Raw genomic sequence first — 17,635 nt, forward strand, 5'->3', positions numbered from 1 at the left:
CTAAAAAGCTCAAAGATTCTGCTCACGAGGCCATATTCATAAAATTTATGCTACTGACTTTCACCAACAATCAGCTCTCTAAAAGCTTCAATTTTATTACTCTTCTCATCACTGCATTTATTTTATAATAAATCAATTAATTTATAATGTCAAATATCTACTTTTTCTTGCTATTTTTCTTCATCATAGCTATTAAAATTATTATTCCAAGTAAAGCTGAAACTATATACCCTATAAGTCCTATTATAGAAAGCCCCCTGTATGTAGGACCAACTCTACTATTTATCATAAGTGATGATCCTATTACTATAGATGCTACAATAACTCCACCTGTTATTCTATTTACCATTTTATCTGCTTGATCTATAATATCGTCAAGTCTCAGAATCTTAAAATTAATAGTCCCCTTTCCATTTGACATCTTATTCAAAACCTCTAATGTTTTAGTTGGAATTCTTAAAGAATCTCTTGTAAATTCATAAATACTCATTACTAATTCTTCTTTATCTATTTCTTTTAATAAGCCAAACTTTCCTTTTAATTTTGCAAAGGATATAACAGCGTTTATTATTTCAAAATCAGGATCTATCTCTGCAACTACACCCTCTAATATAATTAATCCTCTTATAAGTATTGTAAGCTCTGTTGGCAATTGTATATTATTTTTCTTTGTAATTGTAAATATCTCTTGAAGCATAATTGCAATTTTTATGTTTTTCAAGCTTGTAGTAAGATAATTATCAACTAAATATGAAACATCTTCATATAAATCGCCTCTATCAACTCTTCCTTTTTTTATCCCAATAGCAAGTATACAATCTACAAGCTTGTTTTTATCTCTTGTAGCTATAGCAATAACTGAAGAATTAAGCCACTGTTTAAGTGATTCATCTAATTCACCCATTATTCCAAAATCAAGGAAGCATATTCTATTATTGTATATAAACAAATTTCCAGGATGAGGATCCCCATGAAAAAAGCCATCTTCAAAAACCTGTTTACAATATGACAATGCAAGCTTATTAGCTACATCTTTAGGCTCATATCCTTCGTTTTTAAGCTTTTTCAAGTCAGTAATCTTAAAACCATCTATTTTTTCTAATATTAATATTTTTTTGCTCCAAATTTCTGTTATTATTTTAGGCGCACATATTGAATTTACTTCTTTATTATTTTCACTGAATTTAAGAATATTTCTTCCTTCATTAATAAAATCTAATTCTTTTACTGTAGTCTTTTCTATTTCATCTAAAACTTCTAACGGATCTACTATTCCTATATTTATTCTTGTATTGGTAAATTTAATTATTCTTTTTAAAATAGAAATATCCATTTTCATTTTTTCATCTATTTCAGGTCTTTGAAACTTAACTACTACTTGTCTTCCATCATATAAAACAGCTTCATGTACTTGAGCAACAGATGCGCATGCTAAAGGTTTTTCACTTAAATATTTGAAACATTCATCCATATTTTTAGAGGTAGTTTCCTCAAAAACCTTGCGTAAATTTTCCATACTTTCCTTAGGAGCCGAGTCCTGTAATTTAGAAAGTTGTTTTATGTATTCTTCAGGTAAAATATCTGTTCTTGTACTTAATATCTGGCCTATTTTTATGAAAGTTGAACCTAGTTCTTCTAGTGCTTTTCTAAGATTTTCAGGTGATTTTTGATTATGCTTTTTTTTGTTTTCTACCATATATCCAAATCCATAATATGCAAAAACTTTTACTATTTCTTTGAATCTATCTCTAGATTTACCCATAAAAATTCTACTCCTTGTATGCCAATCGAAATTTACAATAAAACACCTTATAGTATATGAAAAATTCAGCAGCAAAACAATAATTATTTTGCTGCTTTTCTATGTATATTTACTCTTCTTCTTTTTCGTCTTGTTTTGACACTTCATTTAGTCTATTTTCTAAAATTTCTACTTTTCTTTTTAATTCTAAAACATCAGATCTAGTAGCAAAATTCATTTCCTGCAACATTTCTCTTAAACCATCTTTTGTTATAGGCATTAAGCTATCTACAGTTTCTTTAACTTCAGTACCTTTGTTTGTAATATTTCTCTTTAATTCTTCTGTTAATTCTTTTCCGTCTTCCACTGTAAGTTTTCCTTTTTTTACCCATCCAGTTATAATATCTGAAGCCTTTTCAATTGTTAGAGCTGCAGCTCCTACTCCAGCTAAAAGAATATTACCTGCTTCTTTTTTCATATTAACCATCTCCTATTAATTCTCTTTATTGTTCATAAAATTTTCTATGTCTTGTATACATTTTATCATATTTTTAGTTAAAATGTCTGCACCATTTGAAGTTACAAGTACATCATCTTCAATTCTTATTCCAATAGATTCTTCTTCAATATATATACCAGGTTCTACAGTCCATACCATTCCTTCTTTAAATATTGTATCTCTATTTTCTGAATCAATATCATGAGTATCAAGACCTAAACTATGACCAATACTATGCCAATAATATTTAGATACATCTTTTTTATCTTTTATAAGACCAAGTTTTATACATTCTTCTGCAATCCAGTCTTTTGCTTTTAAATTTAATTCCTTATATTTAACTCCAGGCTTAATTTCTTTTATAACTTTTTCATTTACTCTTAAAACAGCATTATAAACTTCTTTTTGTCTTTCTGTAAACTTACCATTTGCCGGAAATGTTCTTGTTATATCCGCATTGTAATAATTATTTTGTGCCCCTAAATCAAAAAGAACTAAATCACCATCTTTTATAGTACTATTATTATCAACATAATGAAGAATAGTTGCATTTTTACCTGATGCAGCTATTGTTTTAAATGCATAATCTTTTATACCTCTATTTCTGCATGCAAATTCAAAATAAGATTCTGCTTGGTATTCTTTCATGTTAGGTTTAACATTTTTCATAATACTTTCTACACCTTCAATTGTTATTTCAATTGCCTTTTTTATTTCCTCTATTTCTTCATCACTTTTTACTAATCTGAGATCTTTTATAGTAGGTCTTAAATTTTTTATCCACACATTTGGATACTTTTTATTAATTTCCTGTGCAAAACTTTGAACACTTGTGCATAAACCATCATAATCATCATTTTCTAAATCAAGATATAAAATTAAATTTTCACTATTTACAAATAATTTATTAATCTCATTTTTAAATTCATTCATATATCTTATATCTGATACATTGGAAATTTCCTTAGCTTCATAATCTCTTAAGGTTTTCCCTACCCATCTTTCCCTTTCTTCATCAATTTCCTTTAAAAATAATATTTCTTTTACATCATTATTTATTTTTGAAATTAAAATAATATGCTCTTCTTCGTCTATTCCAGTAAAATAATAAAAATTTCTGTTAGGTGTAAATTGATAATTTTCATCTGCTGATTTTTTAGGAGCCTTTCCTGCAAATAAAACCACAAGAGAATTGTTAGGAAGCTTTTCCATTAACCTTTTTCTATTTTTACTAAAAACAATTTTATTCATTTTAAAACCATCTTCCTTTTAGTTTGAATATATATTTTCAGCTAGTTTATTAATTTTTTTGTAAAAAATATTGCTAGCTATTATATTTACAGCAAAAATAATTAAAAATATCAAGAAATAATTTTTAATAAACAAACTCATAACTATATAAATACCTCCAATTACCATTAAAAGAATTGCGATAACTGCTGGTACATAATTACCCTTAAATATTTGTTTTTCATCTTCCCAATCTAGATTAGGTGACTTAAAATCAGTATACATACCAAATAAAGAAACAAGTATAATTGTTGATGCAGAAATAATTGCACTTAAGATAAATAACAAAATATTTATTTTTAACCAAACAAGTAATCCTATAATAATAATTAATCCTAAAGAATTAATAAGTAGTGATGTTATAAGTTTTGACTGAACTTGAATTTTATAACCTATTGGAATATATTTAGATACCTTAAAATCTTTACCTTCTCTTGATATAGATGAATAGGATGTACCAGCACTACAAATAAATAAGCTTGTTGCTAAAAACACTATAGCAATAACAAACCTATATCTTTCACTACTAGCAGAAATAAATTCTGACAACTTACTTATAGAACCATTTGAAACAAAAACCACTATAAAAATTGCAGGCATATATATAAGCATTGCTACACAATTAATAAAAAATTGTGGTGTTCTAAAAATAATTTTTAAGTCCTTTTTTACTAATGCTTTTCTTGGTGAATTTGCTATTAAATTACCTTTAGAGCCTTCATTAAAAACATTTTTTCTTTTACTATATGTTTCGGACATGCCAATTACACTTTTTAAATATAATTTATTTCCTAACACATAATAAATTACAACCAACAATATACTTATTAGTATTGCCAAAATAATATTTAATAAACCTTGTAAATTATTAGAATTTAAAAGTGAATTAGCACATAATTTATTCACTATAAAAAATCCATTTATACTTTGCATTATACTATTATCGCCTTTAGACATAAGCTGTACCATATAATCTGTATGAGAACTTTCATCGTTGGCATTTCCTTGTAAGAAAACATTCAATCCTACAACAAGCACAAGTGATAAGCAACCTGTAACAAGCTTTACTGCATCTTTATGTTTAGTTAAAGGAACTACCCTCATAATTAAAAGACATATTATAGAAGCAAGTATAAGTGGAACTACAGTCACTAACAAAATAGATATTACTACATACACATAATATAATATTCCACTACCACTACATATTCCAAAAGTAATTAATGGAATAATTAATAATGTTGAATATATCACCATATCTGTAAATGCAGCTATAAATTTACCAATTACTATTTCACCACTTTTAAATGGTAATGGTAAAAAATCTTGAATATCCTCTGAAAAATAAAATATATTTAGAATTGTAAATATCCCAAAAAATAACATTATAGCTGTTCCAGCTAAATATATCATTGATAAAAGTATACCTTCTTGACCTACTCCCTTTAATGGTTCATATAGGGCACTAACCATAAGCGCAAAGGGAGATGACATTAAAATTATAAAAACAAGCATAAAAATTGTTGTTTTTAATGCATTATACTTATCACCTTTAAACATACTTTCTAGTGAATTTTTTATAAAATATTTTGATAATAAAACTAATCTATTCATTTTCTGTAATCTCCAAAAACATTTCTTCTAGTGATTCACTAGACTTAAATTTATTTCTCATTTCTTCTAGTGTTCCTACAAAAATAACATGCCCTTTATTTATAATTGCTACTCTATCACATACCTTTTCAGCAACTTCTAACACATGAGTAGAAAATAATACAGTATTAGATGCATCTGCATGTTCTCTCATCATTTCCTTTAATATAAATGCTGACTTAGGATCAAGACCTGTTAATGGTTCATCTAGAATCCATACCTTAGGATTATGAACAAGCACCCCCATTATTATTATCTTTTGCCTCATACCGTGAGAATAACTTTGTATTTTATCACCAAGAGCATTTTCCATTTCAAATCTCTTTGCAAGTTCCTTAATTCTATCTTCTCTTATATCTTTTTTTACACCATATACATCTGACATAAAATTCAAATATTCAATTCCTGTAAGCCTCAAAAACATATCAGGACTATCTGGTACATACCCAAATTGTTCTTTAGCCTTTAAAGAATCCTTATTTATATCTAATCCATTAATTGTTATATTCCCAACAGTAGGTGCTATTATACCAGTTATCATTTTTATTGTAGTAGTTTTTCCAGCACCATTTGGTCCTAATAATCCAAATATCTCTCCATCTTTTATTTGAAGATTTAAATTATTTACTGCTGAATAAGTTCCATTATACGTTTTTGTAACATTTTCTATGTTTATCACACAAATCCCTCACCTTCAAAATATAGTAATAACTTAATTATTCTTTACTTTTAATTTTTTTCCTTTTTTTATATTAATTCTTAAGGTTATTTTAATATAAAAAAGCATAAACCTAAATAGATTCATGCTTTTTTATATTATTTTGTACTTTCTCTCTTTATTAATTCATGTGATAATACAAAGTGTTTTTCATCTAATTGCTTATTACCAAGTAATTTAATAAGCATTCTCATAGCAACTGATCCCATATCATAACTTGGCTGAGATATTGTTGTTATCTTAGGGTAGAAAATAGATGCTGCATAGTTGTTATTAAATCCAATAACACTAACATCCCTTGGTACTTTTATTCCTTGTTCCCTCAATGTATTAATTGCTCCCATAGCAATTTCATCAGAAGCACATATTATAGCTTCAAACTTTTTACCGCTCTTAACAAATTTTTCAGCGCCTTCACATCCAGACTTAACTCTCAAACTATCAAAATGAATCAAATCTTCATCTATGTTTAATCCTGCTTCTTTTAATGCTTTTTCAAAACCTATGTATCTTTCACCCCATGCATTCATAGTTGAACCATTTACACCAATAAATGCAAAATTCTTAATTCCTTTATCTATTAAATATTTAGTTCCATCATAACAAGCCTTGATATTATCTATTGTTACACTAGGGAATAATCCTTCCTGGTCCTTTGTTTCAACTAAGATAGTTTTTAAGTCTAATTCATTAATCAAATTTAATATTTCATCGTTTAATGAACTACTCATATATATTACGCCATCAACCATTTTTTCCTTAAGAACTCTTAGATATTCCTTTTCCTTGTCTATATCAAAATCAGAATTACATAAAATAACGTTATAATCATAGATATTTGATACATCTTCTGCACCTCTAACTATGTCAGGATAAAATTGACTTGATATATCTGGAATTAATATACCAATTGTTTTTGTTCTTTGTGTTTTTAAACTTCTAGCTATTATATTAGGTCTATATCCCAATTCCTTAATGGCATCTAGAACCTTTTTCTTTGTGTCCTCGTTTACAACATCAATGTCGTTTAGCACTCTTGAAACAGTAGCGATTGATACTCCTGCTTCCTTTGCTACATCTTTAATAGAAGTTGCCATATACACTATCACTCCATTTTCATTTTCATTATTTAATTTAATTATACCTATATGTAAACTTAAAAACAAGTATTTACATGACTTCAAGAAAGAATTTTACTATTTAAATAAAACAAGCTGTTTCAAAATTATATACATTTCAACTTTGAAACAGCTTATTTAAAATTAAATTAATAAAAAACTTATTTTACTACTTCAACATCCATATTAAGTTTTTCACCATTTATATTTACTTCTGTGTAATTTGCAGAAGCATCATTAAATTTTATTTCTACAGTTAATGTTTCTTTCTTAATAACATCTGCAAATTTTTCAGCAATATTATTTAACATTTCATTTCCTGATAAATAAAGGTTAATCTTATCAGCAACTTCAAAGTCCTTTTCTTTTCTCATATTTTGAATTTTAGATATCATTTCTCTTACATGACCTTCTTCTCTTAATTCATCTGTTATATGAGTTAAAAGTACTACTCCAAGTTCACCTTCTCCAGCAAATGCATATCCTTCAATACCTTGCATTGTGACTAAAAGATTATCAGAATTTAATTCTATTTCTGTACCATTAACATTTATTACTTCAGTTTGACCATTTCTAATTTTGCTTGCTAATTCCATTTGATTTTTTGAAGCAATTTCTTTTCTTATTGCTGGAATTAGTTTACCATATTGTTTTCCAAGTACAGGTAAGTTTGGCTTAATTTCAAAGTTAACATGTTCTGATAAATCAGCACCAAATTCAATTTCTTTAATATTTAATTCATTTGTAATAATGTCTCCATAATATTCTGGAAGACTTGAAGCAGAAACAAGTATCTTAGAAAGTGGCTGTCTATTCTTTATGTTTGCTCCATTTCTTGCACTTCTTCCAAGCTTAACTATAGAATAAGCTAAATCCATTTCTTTTTCTAAATCTTTGTTTATTAAGCTTTCATCTACCTTTGGCCATAAGCATAAATGAATACTTTCTATAGCGTTTTTATCTAAGTTTACAACTAAGTTTTGATAAATCTCTTCAGTTATAAATGGTACAAATGGTGCAGCTACTTTTGCTAATGTTACAAGAACATTATATAAAGTTACATAAGCTCCTATCTTATCATCAGTTAATTCTTGAGTCCAATATCTAGCTCTATTTCTTCTTACATACCAATTTGATAAACTATCTGTAAATTCTTCGATTTCTAAAGCAGCATTTGTTATATCGTAAGAATTTAATTTTTCATCAACATCCTTAACTAATGTGTTAAGTTTTGACATAATCCACTTATCCATAACATTTTCTGACTTAAAGTCTTTATATTCTAATGGATTAAATTTATCTATATCTGCATAAAGCACATAAAATGAATATACATTCCATAAAGTACTTAAGAACTTTCTTTGAGATTCTGCAACATCATCTATTGAGAATCTTGTAGGAAGCCATGGTGCACTTGCTGTATAGAAATGCCACCTTGTAGCATCAGCACCTTGAGACCCTAATACTTCAAATGGGTCTACAACATTTCCCTTATGCTTAGACATCTTTAATCCTTTTTTATCAAGAACATGACCTAAAACAATACAGTTTTCAAATGGATTCTTTCCAAATATTGAAGTTGATACTGCAAGTAATGTATAGAACCATCCTCTTGTTTGGTCAACAGCTTCTGATATAAATTGAGCTGGGAAGTTCTTTTCAAATAATTCTTTATTTTCAAATGGATAGTGAAGCTGAGCAAATGGCATTGAACCTGAATCAAACCAGCAGTCTATAACTTCTTTTGCTCTAGTCATTTCCTTGCCACACTTAGGGCATTTAAGTTTAACATTATCTATATAAGGCTTATGAAGTTCTATATCTTCTGGAACATTTATTCCTTTTTCTTTTAATTCAGCTATGCTTCCAATACATTCCTTATGGCCACATTCACAACTCCATATTGGAAGTGGTGTACCCCAGTATCTGTCTCTTGAAATACCCCAGTCTATAACATTTTCTAGGAACTTACCAAATCTTCCTGTTCTAATGTTATCTGGATACCAATTAATCTTATTGTTATTTTCAAGAAGCTTGTCACGTTGCTTACTCATTGCAACAAACCAACTTTCTTTTGGATAATAAAGAAGTGGTGTATCACATCTCCAACAATGTGGATATGAGTGCATATGTCTTTCTGATTTAAATAACTTGTTATTTTCTTCTAACCATTTACAAATGCTTTCATCACACTTTTTAACAAATTTACCTGCCCATGGAGTTACATCAGAAACAAATTTTCCTTCTTTGTCTACTAAGTTTACAAATGTTATTCCATTTTGTTTTGCAACAAAACTATCATCTTCACCATAAGCTGGTGCTATATGAACAATTCCAGTACCATCAGTTAATGTTACATAATCGCCATGAATTACTTCAAAAGCTTTTCCTTCAACTTTTGCAAATGGCATTAATTGTTCATATTTAATTCCTAAAAGTTCAGTGCCTTTAAATTCTTTTACTATTTCATAAGAATCTTCTCCTAAAACTTTATCTGCTAAATCTTTAGCTAAGATATAAATATTATCTTCAACTTTTGCTTCAATATATGTATAAGCTTTATTTACACATAATGCAAGGTTTGAAGGTAATGTCCAAGGAGTTGTAGTCCATGCAAGTATATATTTATTGTCTTCTCCTACCACTTTAAATTTAGCTATACAAGTTAAATCACTAACATCTTTATATCCTTGAGCGACTTCATGTGAAGAAAGAGCAGTTCCACATCTTGGGCAATATGGCATAACCTTGTGACCTTCATATAAAAGTCCCTTATTCCACATTTGTTTTAATGCCCACCATACTGATTCAATATAATCATTGTGGTAAGTTACATATGGATCATCCATATCAACCCAGTATCCAATTTGGTTTGTCATATCTTCCCACATTGAAACATATTTAAATACACTGTTTTTACATTCCTTAACAAATTTTTCAACGCCGTAATCTTCTATTTGTTGTTTTCCTGAAATTCCAAGTTTCTTCTCTATTTCAAGTTCTACTGGCAATCCATGAGTATCCCATCCAGCTTTTCTTATAACTTTATACCCCTTCATTACCTTATATCTTGGAATAATATCTTTCATAACTCTTGTAAGTATATGACCTACATGAGGCTTTCCATTTGCAGTTGGAGGTCCATCATAAAAAGTAAAATACTCACCATCCTGATTCATATCAAAATTCTTTTTAACAATGTTTCTGTTTTTCCAAAGGGCAGCAACATCTTTTTCCATTCCTACAAAACCATTTTGAAGTTCAACTTTTTTGTACATTTAAAGATACTCCTTTCTTTATATAAATAAAAAAACTCCATCCAAAAGGACGAAGTAAAATTTCGCTATACCACCTATTGATTCACCAAAGTGACTACTTTAAGTACTTTCATACTCTATCTCTATAACGTGAGAACACGGGGAAAAACTACTAAATTATAAATCTTTCGAATCCCAACTCCTAGGTGATTTTCATAAGGGCTATTTACAGTTTTGCACCATACAACTGCTCTCTAAAAAATAGGTTCCTAACTACTTTTCCTAATCTTAGCTTTTACCTTAACAGTATATAACAATTTTTCTGCATTTGTCAAACATTCCTAAGCTTTTATTTATTTCTTTTTATACTTTTTAGAAGTCTTTTTACTGCTTCTTCAATTTTATCATTTTCAATTCCTGAATAATTTATAACAATAATATGTTTTTGGGCATTTTCATTATTATAATAATACTTTGAAAGACAAGAAATTCTAATATCATTGTCCCTTGCAGACTCAATAAGTTCATCATCTGTCATGTCAGTATCTACTTCTAACAAAAAGTGAAGTCCTGCATCCTCTTCCTTTATTTTTACAGATGCTATATCTGAATATTTATTTATATTTTCAACCATATAATCTCGCTTATTTCTATAAAAATTACGCATTCTATTTATATGTTTTTCAAAATATCCTTCCTTAATAAATCTTGCTAATGTATATTGTTCAAAATTCGAAACCGTACAGGAATAAAACCCAAGTTTTGAATAAAATGTATCCAAAAGATTTTTAGGAAGAACCATATAACTTATACGTATAGTTGAAGCAAGACTTTTGGTAAATGTATTCATATATATTACTTTTTCCATAACATCTATACTTTCCATAGATGGAATTGGTTTACCAAGTAATCTAAACTCACAATCATAATCATCTTCAATTATATATCTAGAATCACTTTTAGATGCCCATCCTAGTATTTCATATCTTCTGCTTATAGGCATTACTTTTCCTGTGGGATAATGATGTGATGGAGATATATGAATTATATCAGCCTCTCTATCCTCTAGTTCCTTAACACTAATTCCTTCATCATCTAAGGGAACAAACTCACATTTTATTCCATTACTTTTATAAATTTGACTTATCTTTTTATACCCTGGATCCTCTACTGCAAAAATTTTATCTCTTCCAAATAGCTGAATCAAAAGCCCGTAAAGATACTCTGTCCCAGCTCCAACTATTATCTGATTAGGACTTACTTTCATTCCTCTAAATTGCCACAAATAATCAGCTATAGCTTCTCTTAATTCTAAAATTCCACCACCTGGTGGTGACACTAAAAGTTCATCGTTTTTCTCAGAAATAACTTCTCTCATAAGCTTCGCCCATATAGAAAACGGGAAATTATCCTTACTTGTTCTATTACTCAAAAAATCTGCAAAATAGTATCTACTATCATTAATAAAGCCTTTATCATCACTTTTATAATTAGTCTTTATTGTTGCTTCATTATCAATTAAATTTTTTGCAATATCACAAACAAAAAATCCTTTTTTCGGTATTGAATAAATATATCCTTCTGACATAAGCTGAGCATATGCATTTTCAACAGTAATTGTACTTATGTTCAGATTCTTTGCAAAATTTCTCTTAGATGGCAATTTATCTCCAACCTTTAAAACCCCTTTAATAATGTCATTCTTTATACATTTATACAAATGTTCATATAAGCTGTCTGACCCTATGTCTACAAATGAATACGTAAGCATCCTATCACATCCTAACTGATCTGACCATTCTGAATATATCTAAATTGATTATTTTAATATGGTCAATAATGATTATAATCAGTACTATAAAGTTTGTAAAGGAGGCTTTTATTAAAAATGGATAATAAAAGATATGGATTAAATAAAGAATTAGCTCAAATGCTAAAAGGTGGAGTTATAATGGACGTTACAACACCTGAACAAGCAAAAATAGCAGAAGAAGCTGGAGCATGTGCTGTTATGGCCCTTGAAAGAATTCCTGCTGATATAAGAGCTGCTGGTGGAGTTTCAAGAATGAGCGACCCTAAAATGATTAAAGGAATTCAAGAAGCTGTTTCAATTCCAGTTATGGCAAAATGTCGTATAGGACACTTTGTAGAAGCACAAATATTAGAAGCTATCGAAATAGATTATATAGATGAAAGTGAAGTATTATCACCTGCTGATGATCTTCATCATATAGATAAAACAAAATTCAATGTTCCATTTGTATGTGGTGCAAAAGATCTTGGAGAAGCTCTTAGAAGAATAAATGAAGGAGCTTCAATGATAAGAACTAAAGGTGAACCTGGTACTGGAGATGTTGTTCAAGCTGTAAGACATATGAGAATGATGAACAAGGAAATTGCAAAAATAACTTCTATGAGAGAAGATGAACTTTTTGAAGAAGCAAAAGAACTTAGAGTACCTTATGAACTTGTAAAATACGTTCATGATAATAAGAAACTTCCAGTTGTAAACTTTGCTGCTGGTGGTGTTGCAACTCCTGCCGATGCTGCTCTTATGATGCAACTTGGAGCTGAAGGTGTATTTGTAGGTTCTGGTATATTTAAATCAGGAAATCCAAAGAAAAGAGCAGAAGCTATTGTAAAAGCAGTAACAAACTATAATGACGCAAAAATGATTGCAGAGCTTTCTGAAGATTTAGGTGAAGCTATGGTTGGAATCAATGAACAAGAAATTGAAATTTTAATGGCTGAAAGGGGCAAATAAAATGAATATTGCAGTACTTGCAGTTCAAGGAGCCTTTATAGAACATGAAAATATCATAAAAAAGCTAGGTCATAATGTAATAGAACTTAGACAAAAAAAAGATTTAGACAATGATTTTGATGGCCTTATACTACCAGGCGGTGAAAGTACAGTTCAAGGTAAGCTTTTAAAAGATCTTGATATGTTTGATATATTAAAAGAAAAAATCGAAAATGGACTACCTGTTTTTGCTACATGTGCCGGCCTTATATTACTTTCTGAAAGTTTATCTAATGATAATAAAAAGCACTTTGCCACTCTTCCAGTAACAGTAAAAAGAAATGCCTATGGAAGACAGCTTGGAAGCTTTCATACAGTTGAAAAGTTTGGAGATATAAAAGACTTTCCAATGGAATTTATAAGAGCTCCTTACATAGAAAAGGTAAATAATGATGATGTAGAAATATTATCAAAAGTAAATGATAATATAGTAGGTGTTAAATATAAAAATCAAATAGGAATTTCATTTCATCCTGAACTTACACAAGATACAAGAATTCATGAACTGTTTTTAGAATTAACAAAAAAAGAATAATTTATTTTTTATATATCATTAGATGAATAATAATTATTATCTAACATTGACTTTTACATAAATTCATGTTTTAATTTATACAGGTTTATAATAATATTGCATTTTTGCTCTTACAATTTATATAAATAATTTTGAAAGGATATTTAGTTATGATCAATAATCTAAATGATGATATAAAAGATAAATTAACTAAGGTATGCGTTTGCAAATCCATAACTAGAAAAAGTATAAAAGATTCCATTAATAATGGAGCAAAAACTGTTGATGAAGTTAAAAATATTACTGGTGCAGGAACTGGTAGTTGTAAAGGATGTAGATGTGTACCTAAAATTAAAGAACTTTTAAAAAAGTAAAGTTTGGTGCTGAAATTTCAACACCAAACTTTTTTATTTCATCCAAGATTTAAGATTCTTTAGTATACTTTCAAGTGCATAATTTATAACTTCAGGACTATATAGATTTGAAAGAAGAAGTTTGATATTTTCCTCAAAATTTTCTGGAAGACTCTTGCACTTTCTTATACAATTTTCTATCATCCTCTTTTCTCCAGGATGAGTTACTTTATTGTATGCAAAAACTAAATCAAAATAACTAGCTAAAAATTCAGTTATCCTATGATTAACACTTACAATATCTCCCCTTTTACCTGCCTTTTTTATTTGTTTTGAGAAAGATGGTATATATCCATCAAGAAGTTCTAAATTCTTTTTTACAATATTATTTTTAAGTTTTTCTGGATAAGGAATATCATATTTCTTTTTTAATTCTGTAAGTTTATTATTTCTATCAAATAAAATCTTACAACTTAGTAAATTATCCCACATACATGTAGTATATCCATTATAAGCATTTCCATCTATTAAAACACTTTTAATTACATCTTCAAATCCTTTTATATCTCTATATATAAATTCTACTACCACACCATTATTTAATATACAGTCATCTTCCGTTTCCCAATATGTATTCTCTATCTCCATATACTTGCAATATTTTCTTAGAACTTCTCTTCTCTTTTCCTTATCTATAGGCCTTTCACTATAAACACATATATCATAATCAGATAATTTATCATCTAGATTTATTGAGCGTGATCCAGCTAATGCTATAGATTCTATTTCCTTTATTTCACTCATTTCTTCAATTAACTCTTTAATAACATTCATGCATAACCCCCCTAAATATATTATTTTTTAATTTAAATCTTTTGCAATTACTACATATTCCTTTTTCTTCTTAATGCTCCTAATAATGTTGCTCCAAAAGTACCTGCTAATAATAATCCATATAAACTATTATTATCTCCTTCTTCTGAATTTTGCTCATCTACAATATTGAATGTCTTTTGGCTACTAGTTTTAGTTTCTTTACCATCATCTACAGTAACAGATATTGTATATTCACCTGAAGTTTTAGGTGTCCATGTATAAGTTGAACTATCACCATTATCTATTTTCTTATCATTTATTTTAAATGTATAGTTATAATCTCCTGAGCCTCCTACTACCTTTGCTGTAAATTTTATTTTTGTATTTACTTGTTGATTTCCTGACTTGTCAGCACTTAATGATATTGATAACTCTTTTGGCTTTTCTGTATCATCTGAAACAGTAATATCTAGTTCATCACTTTCTTTTGTAGTATCTCCATCATTTACTTCAACAGTTACTTTATAATCTCCTGCCTTATCTGGTGTCCATGTATATGATGATTTTGATCCACTATAGATTTCTTCTCCATTTGCCTTAAATGTATAAGTATATTTTTCTGTTCCTCCTGTTGCCTTTGCAGTAAGTTTTACACTTGAATCTAATTCTATTTTAGTTTCATCAGATGTAAGAGTTACAGTTAACTCCTTTTTATCATCTGTTTTATTTGGATCATCATATTCTTTCCATGATGTACCATCACAAATCATTGATCCTTCACACTTAAGTCCCTCTGCATCAACTTGTGTAGCAGTATCTGCTGGATATTTTTTTGTACCCTCTTTCACACCATTAGTAAATATAATAAGTGGATTATCATATCCTTCATCTTCTCCTGGCATTTCATATTTATACAATCCATCTGATACCTTTGTCATTTCAACTCCTGGCCATGCTGCATTTTCCTTTACTGCAGAACCTTTAGGTGCTGTAGGATCATCATTATAAACATATGCATAAGCTTTATCCCATCCTGCAGGTAATTTTAAATACGCTATGTTAGCAGCATTTGGATCTTTCTTTGTATAAGTATATGTTTCTGATGCATCATCACCTTCATTTGCTATACCCTTTAACTTTAATGTAAACTTATCACCAGGATTGGCACCTTTTCCTATTGTAACTTTTGTACCATCTGTAAATTCAGTTTCATCTTCTCCATTTATGCTATAAGTAGCTTTCTTTGTATTTGAAGTATTTAATGTAACGCTTATTCCATCCTCAGTAAATGAACGGCTTGAAACTGACGCAGAAACTTTTGCAGCTGTTGAAGGTTTTGCATTGTAAACTACAGCTACCTTATATTCATCTAAATGACCTGATATCTTACCACCAGACACCGTAAAGTCTCTTCCACTTACTTGATCTTTGTAAGTTCCATCTTCAAGTGTAGTTTCAGAAGATAACTCTGTAGCTCCCCCTAAATTAACAATTACTACACCTTTTTTACCACGTTCTACCATAGCAATTTTAGTATTACCATTAGGATTTCTTAAATACTCGCTTTCACCGATCATTGCATTTCTAAAATTATTTACAGCTGCAACTTCAGGAGCTTTAAATTCTTCACTTCCAACTTCACCTAGTTTATTTTGACCAGGGAATCTATTATGATTTCCATCAGCGCCTTTTGGTCTTGCATAAAATAAGCAAGTACCATCTTTTCTAGCAGCAATAAATGCCCATACCATTCTAATGTTAGCTTGAGATGCCCAAGATGATTCATTATATTTATCATCATTAGGGTTATTTGCAAATGTATCATGTGATTCTGCCCATACAACTAATTTATCAAGTGGTGCACCTTGTGAATTATAATTTGAAATTTGACTTACATCCATAGTACCATTACTTCTAAGCTTGTCTCTCACTGTTGCCGAATACCAATTTGCTGTTAGATTGACATATTTTGCATAAGAATCATACATTACATAAGTATCTTGAAGTACTTCTGCATATACAAACTTATTATTAATATCATTAACAGAAGATCCCATTACTGTAGGCCAAAAATCTGAACCACATCCATTAATAGAGTCCTCTGGAACTGCTATGTGCTTTGCAGTATCATATCTAAATCCGTCACATCCACATGCAATTAATTTGTTTAAGTATTCGATAAACATTTTTTGATAATCCTTATTTTCTGTGTTCATATCTGCTAATGAACCACAGGCATCATTTTGTGTACAATCTTTTCTGTCGTTATAATTAGAGATACCTCTTCTATTTCCTCTCCAAAATTGCTTTAATGCAGGATCAATCTGTGAATCATGACAATAATCTGCAGTATGATTTGGAACAACGTCTACTATTATCTTTATTCCATATTCATGAGCTTTTGTACATAACTCAGTAAAATCTTCTTTCGATCCAATCATGTAATTACCTATTTCTAACTTTGTTGGCTGATATTGTGTCCACCACTTATCAACACCTTCTCCTTCACTTGGAATAATATTATTACATGGAATTGTTTGAATAGCAGTATATCCTGCAGCTGCAATATCTGGTAATTGACTTATTATTGCCTTTGCTGACCAACACCAAGCATGAAGTATTGCGCCACCCTTAACCTTTTCAGGTAAATTATAATCATTTGATTTTACACTTGAAACAGTATCATCCAATTCACTTACTGAAAGATTTTGATTTTGTATATCTTGTTTCACCTCCATAGCTTTTGGATTAGCCTCATCGATATCGATTACAAAAATTCCAGCTACAAGTACCATGGCTAAAATTCTGTTAATAATATGACGTTTCATTATATACCCCCTTAAAATAAATAAATTTCAACTAATACAAATTTA

At 29.1% G+C, this 17,635-nt stretch carries 13 protein-coding genes and 2 other annotated features (1 of these 15 only partly in view); of the genes, 3 read left to right on the top strand and 10 right to left on the bottom strand.

The window, feature by feature from the left end:
* Window positions 1-121: a binding site (T-box leader), on the bottom strand (it extends 126 nt beyond the left edge of the window).
* 36 nt (window positions 122-157) lie between these two features.
* The 8 genes from ACTNAO_RS01305 to pdxR all read right to left on the bottom strand — a co-directional run bounded on the left by ACTNAO_RS01305 (window position 158) and on the right by pdxR (window position 12,047).
* On the bottom strand, window positions 158-1,762 hold the full coding sequence (locus ACTNAO_RS01305) for an ABC1 kinase family protein (RefSeq protein ID WP_441025536.1): 1,605 nt from the start codon (window positions 1,760-1,762) through the stop codon (window positions 158-160).
* A 109-nt stretch (window positions 1,763-1,871) separates the two neighbouring features.
* Window positions 1,872-2,219 (bottom strand): phasin family protein, encoded by a 348-nt coding sequence (locus ACTNAO_RS01310; RefSeq protein ID WP_441025533.1) that lies wholly within the window; start codon window positions 2,217-2,219, stop codon window positions 1,872-1,874.
* Window positions 2,220-2,234: 15 nt separating this feature from the next.
* Window positions 2,235-3,491, bottom strand: coding sequence for an aminopeptidase P family protein (locus ACTNAO_RS01315; protein WP_441025531.1), 1,257 nt, complete (start codon window positions 3,489-3,491; stop codon window positions 2,235-2,237).
* An 18-nt stretch (window positions 3,492-3,509) separates the two neighbouring features.
* Complete coding sequence (locus ACTNAO_RS01320) at window positions 3,510-5,144, bottom strand: putative ABC transporter permease subunit (RefSeq protein WP_441025529.1); 1,635 nt, start codon at window positions 5,142-5,144, stop codon at window positions 3,510-3,512.
* Entirely contained in the window at window positions 5,137-5,862 is a 726-nt protein-coding gene (locus tag ACTNAO_RS01325) for an ABC transporter ATP-binding protein (protein WP_441025526.1), read from the bottom strand. The genes ACTNAO_RS01320 and ACTNAO_RS01325 overlap by 8 nt, the downstream gene beginning before the upstream one ends.
* Before the next feature lie 137 nt (window positions 5,863-5,999).
* Window positions 6,000-6,998: a LacI family DNA-binding transcriptional regulator gene (locus tag ACTNAO_RS01330; RefSeq protein ID WP_441025523.1), complete on the bottom strand. Its 999-nt coding sequence runs from the start codon at window positions 6,996-6,998 to the stop codon at window positions 6,000-6,002.
* A 182-nt stretch (window positions 6,999-7,180) separates the two neighbouring features.
* Window positions 7,181-10,297, bottom strand: a complete 3,117-nt coding sequence (ileS, locus tag ACTNAO_RS01335; RefSeq protein WP_441025520.1) for an isoleucine--tRNA ligase — start codon at window positions 10,295-10,297, stop codon at window positions 7,181-7,183.
* Between the two features lie 42 nt (window positions 10,298-10,339).
* Window positions 10,340-10,575, bottom strand: a binding site (T-box leader).
* A 50-nt stretch (window positions 10,576-10,625) separates the two neighbouring features.
* On the bottom strand, window positions 10,626-12,047 hold the full coding sequence (gene pdxR / locus ACTNAO_RS01340) for a MocR-like pyridoxine biosynthesis transcription factor PdxR (RefSeq protein ID WP_441025517.1): 1,422 nt from the start codon (window positions 12,045-12,047) through the stop codon (window positions 10,626-10,628).
* Between the two features lie 117 nt (window positions 12,048-12,164).
* On the opposite strand from pdxR, the gene pdxS reads away from it, so the two are divergent.
* From pdxS to ACTNAO_RS01355, 3 genes are all read left to right on the top strand, one after another.
* Window positions 12,165-13,040, top strand: coding sequence for a pyridoxal 5'-phosphate synthase lyase subunit PdxS (gene pdxS, locus ACTNAO_RS01345; protein WP_441025514.1), 876 nt, complete (start codon window positions 12,165-12,167; stop codon window positions 13,038-13,040).
* Between the two features lies 1 nt (window position 13,041).
* Entirely contained in the window at window positions 13,042-13,614 is a 573-nt protein-coding gene (gene pdxT / locus ACTNAO_RS01350; protein WP_441025511.1) for a pyridoxal 5'-phosphate synthase glutaminase subunit PdxT, read from the top strand.
* A 149-nt stretch (window positions 13,615-13,763) separates the two neighbouring features.
* Window positions 13,764-13,967 carry a (2Fe-2S)-binding protein gene (locus tag ACTNAO_RS01355; RefSeq protein ID WP_441025508.1) on the top strand — a complete coding sequence of 68 codons (204 nt, stop codon included), beginning with the start codon at window positions 13,764-13,766 and terminating at the stop codon, window positions 13,965-13,967.
* Between the two features lie 33 nt (window positions 13,968-14,000).
* Here the strand turns inward: ACTNAO_RS01355 and ACTNAO_RS01360 are convergent, their stop codons facing one another.
* Both ACTNAO_RS01360 and ACTNAO_RS01365 read right to left on the bottom strand, forming a co-directional pair.
* Window positions 14,001-14,780: a nucleotidyltransferase domain-containing protein gene (locus ACTNAO_RS01360; RefSeq protein WP_441025506.1), complete on the bottom strand. Its 780-nt coding sequence runs from the start codon at window positions 14,778-14,780 to the stop codon at window positions 14,001-14,003.
* A gap of 50 nt (window positions 14,781-14,830) precedes the next feature.
* Window positions 14,831-17,590: an alpha-amylase family glycosyl hydrolase gene (locus ACTNAO_RS01365; protein WP_441025503.1), complete on the bottom strand. Its 2,760-nt coding sequence runs from the start codon at window positions 17,588-17,590 to the stop codon at window positions 14,831-14,833.
* Between the last annotated feature and the right edge of the window lie 45 nt (window positions 17,591-17,635).

It is taken from the genome of Clostridium sp. HCP1S3_C6, from assembly GCF_052066735.1.
In the GTDB taxonomy this organism is placed as follows: Bacteria; Bacillota; Clostridia; order Clostridiales; family Clostridiaceae; genus Clostridium.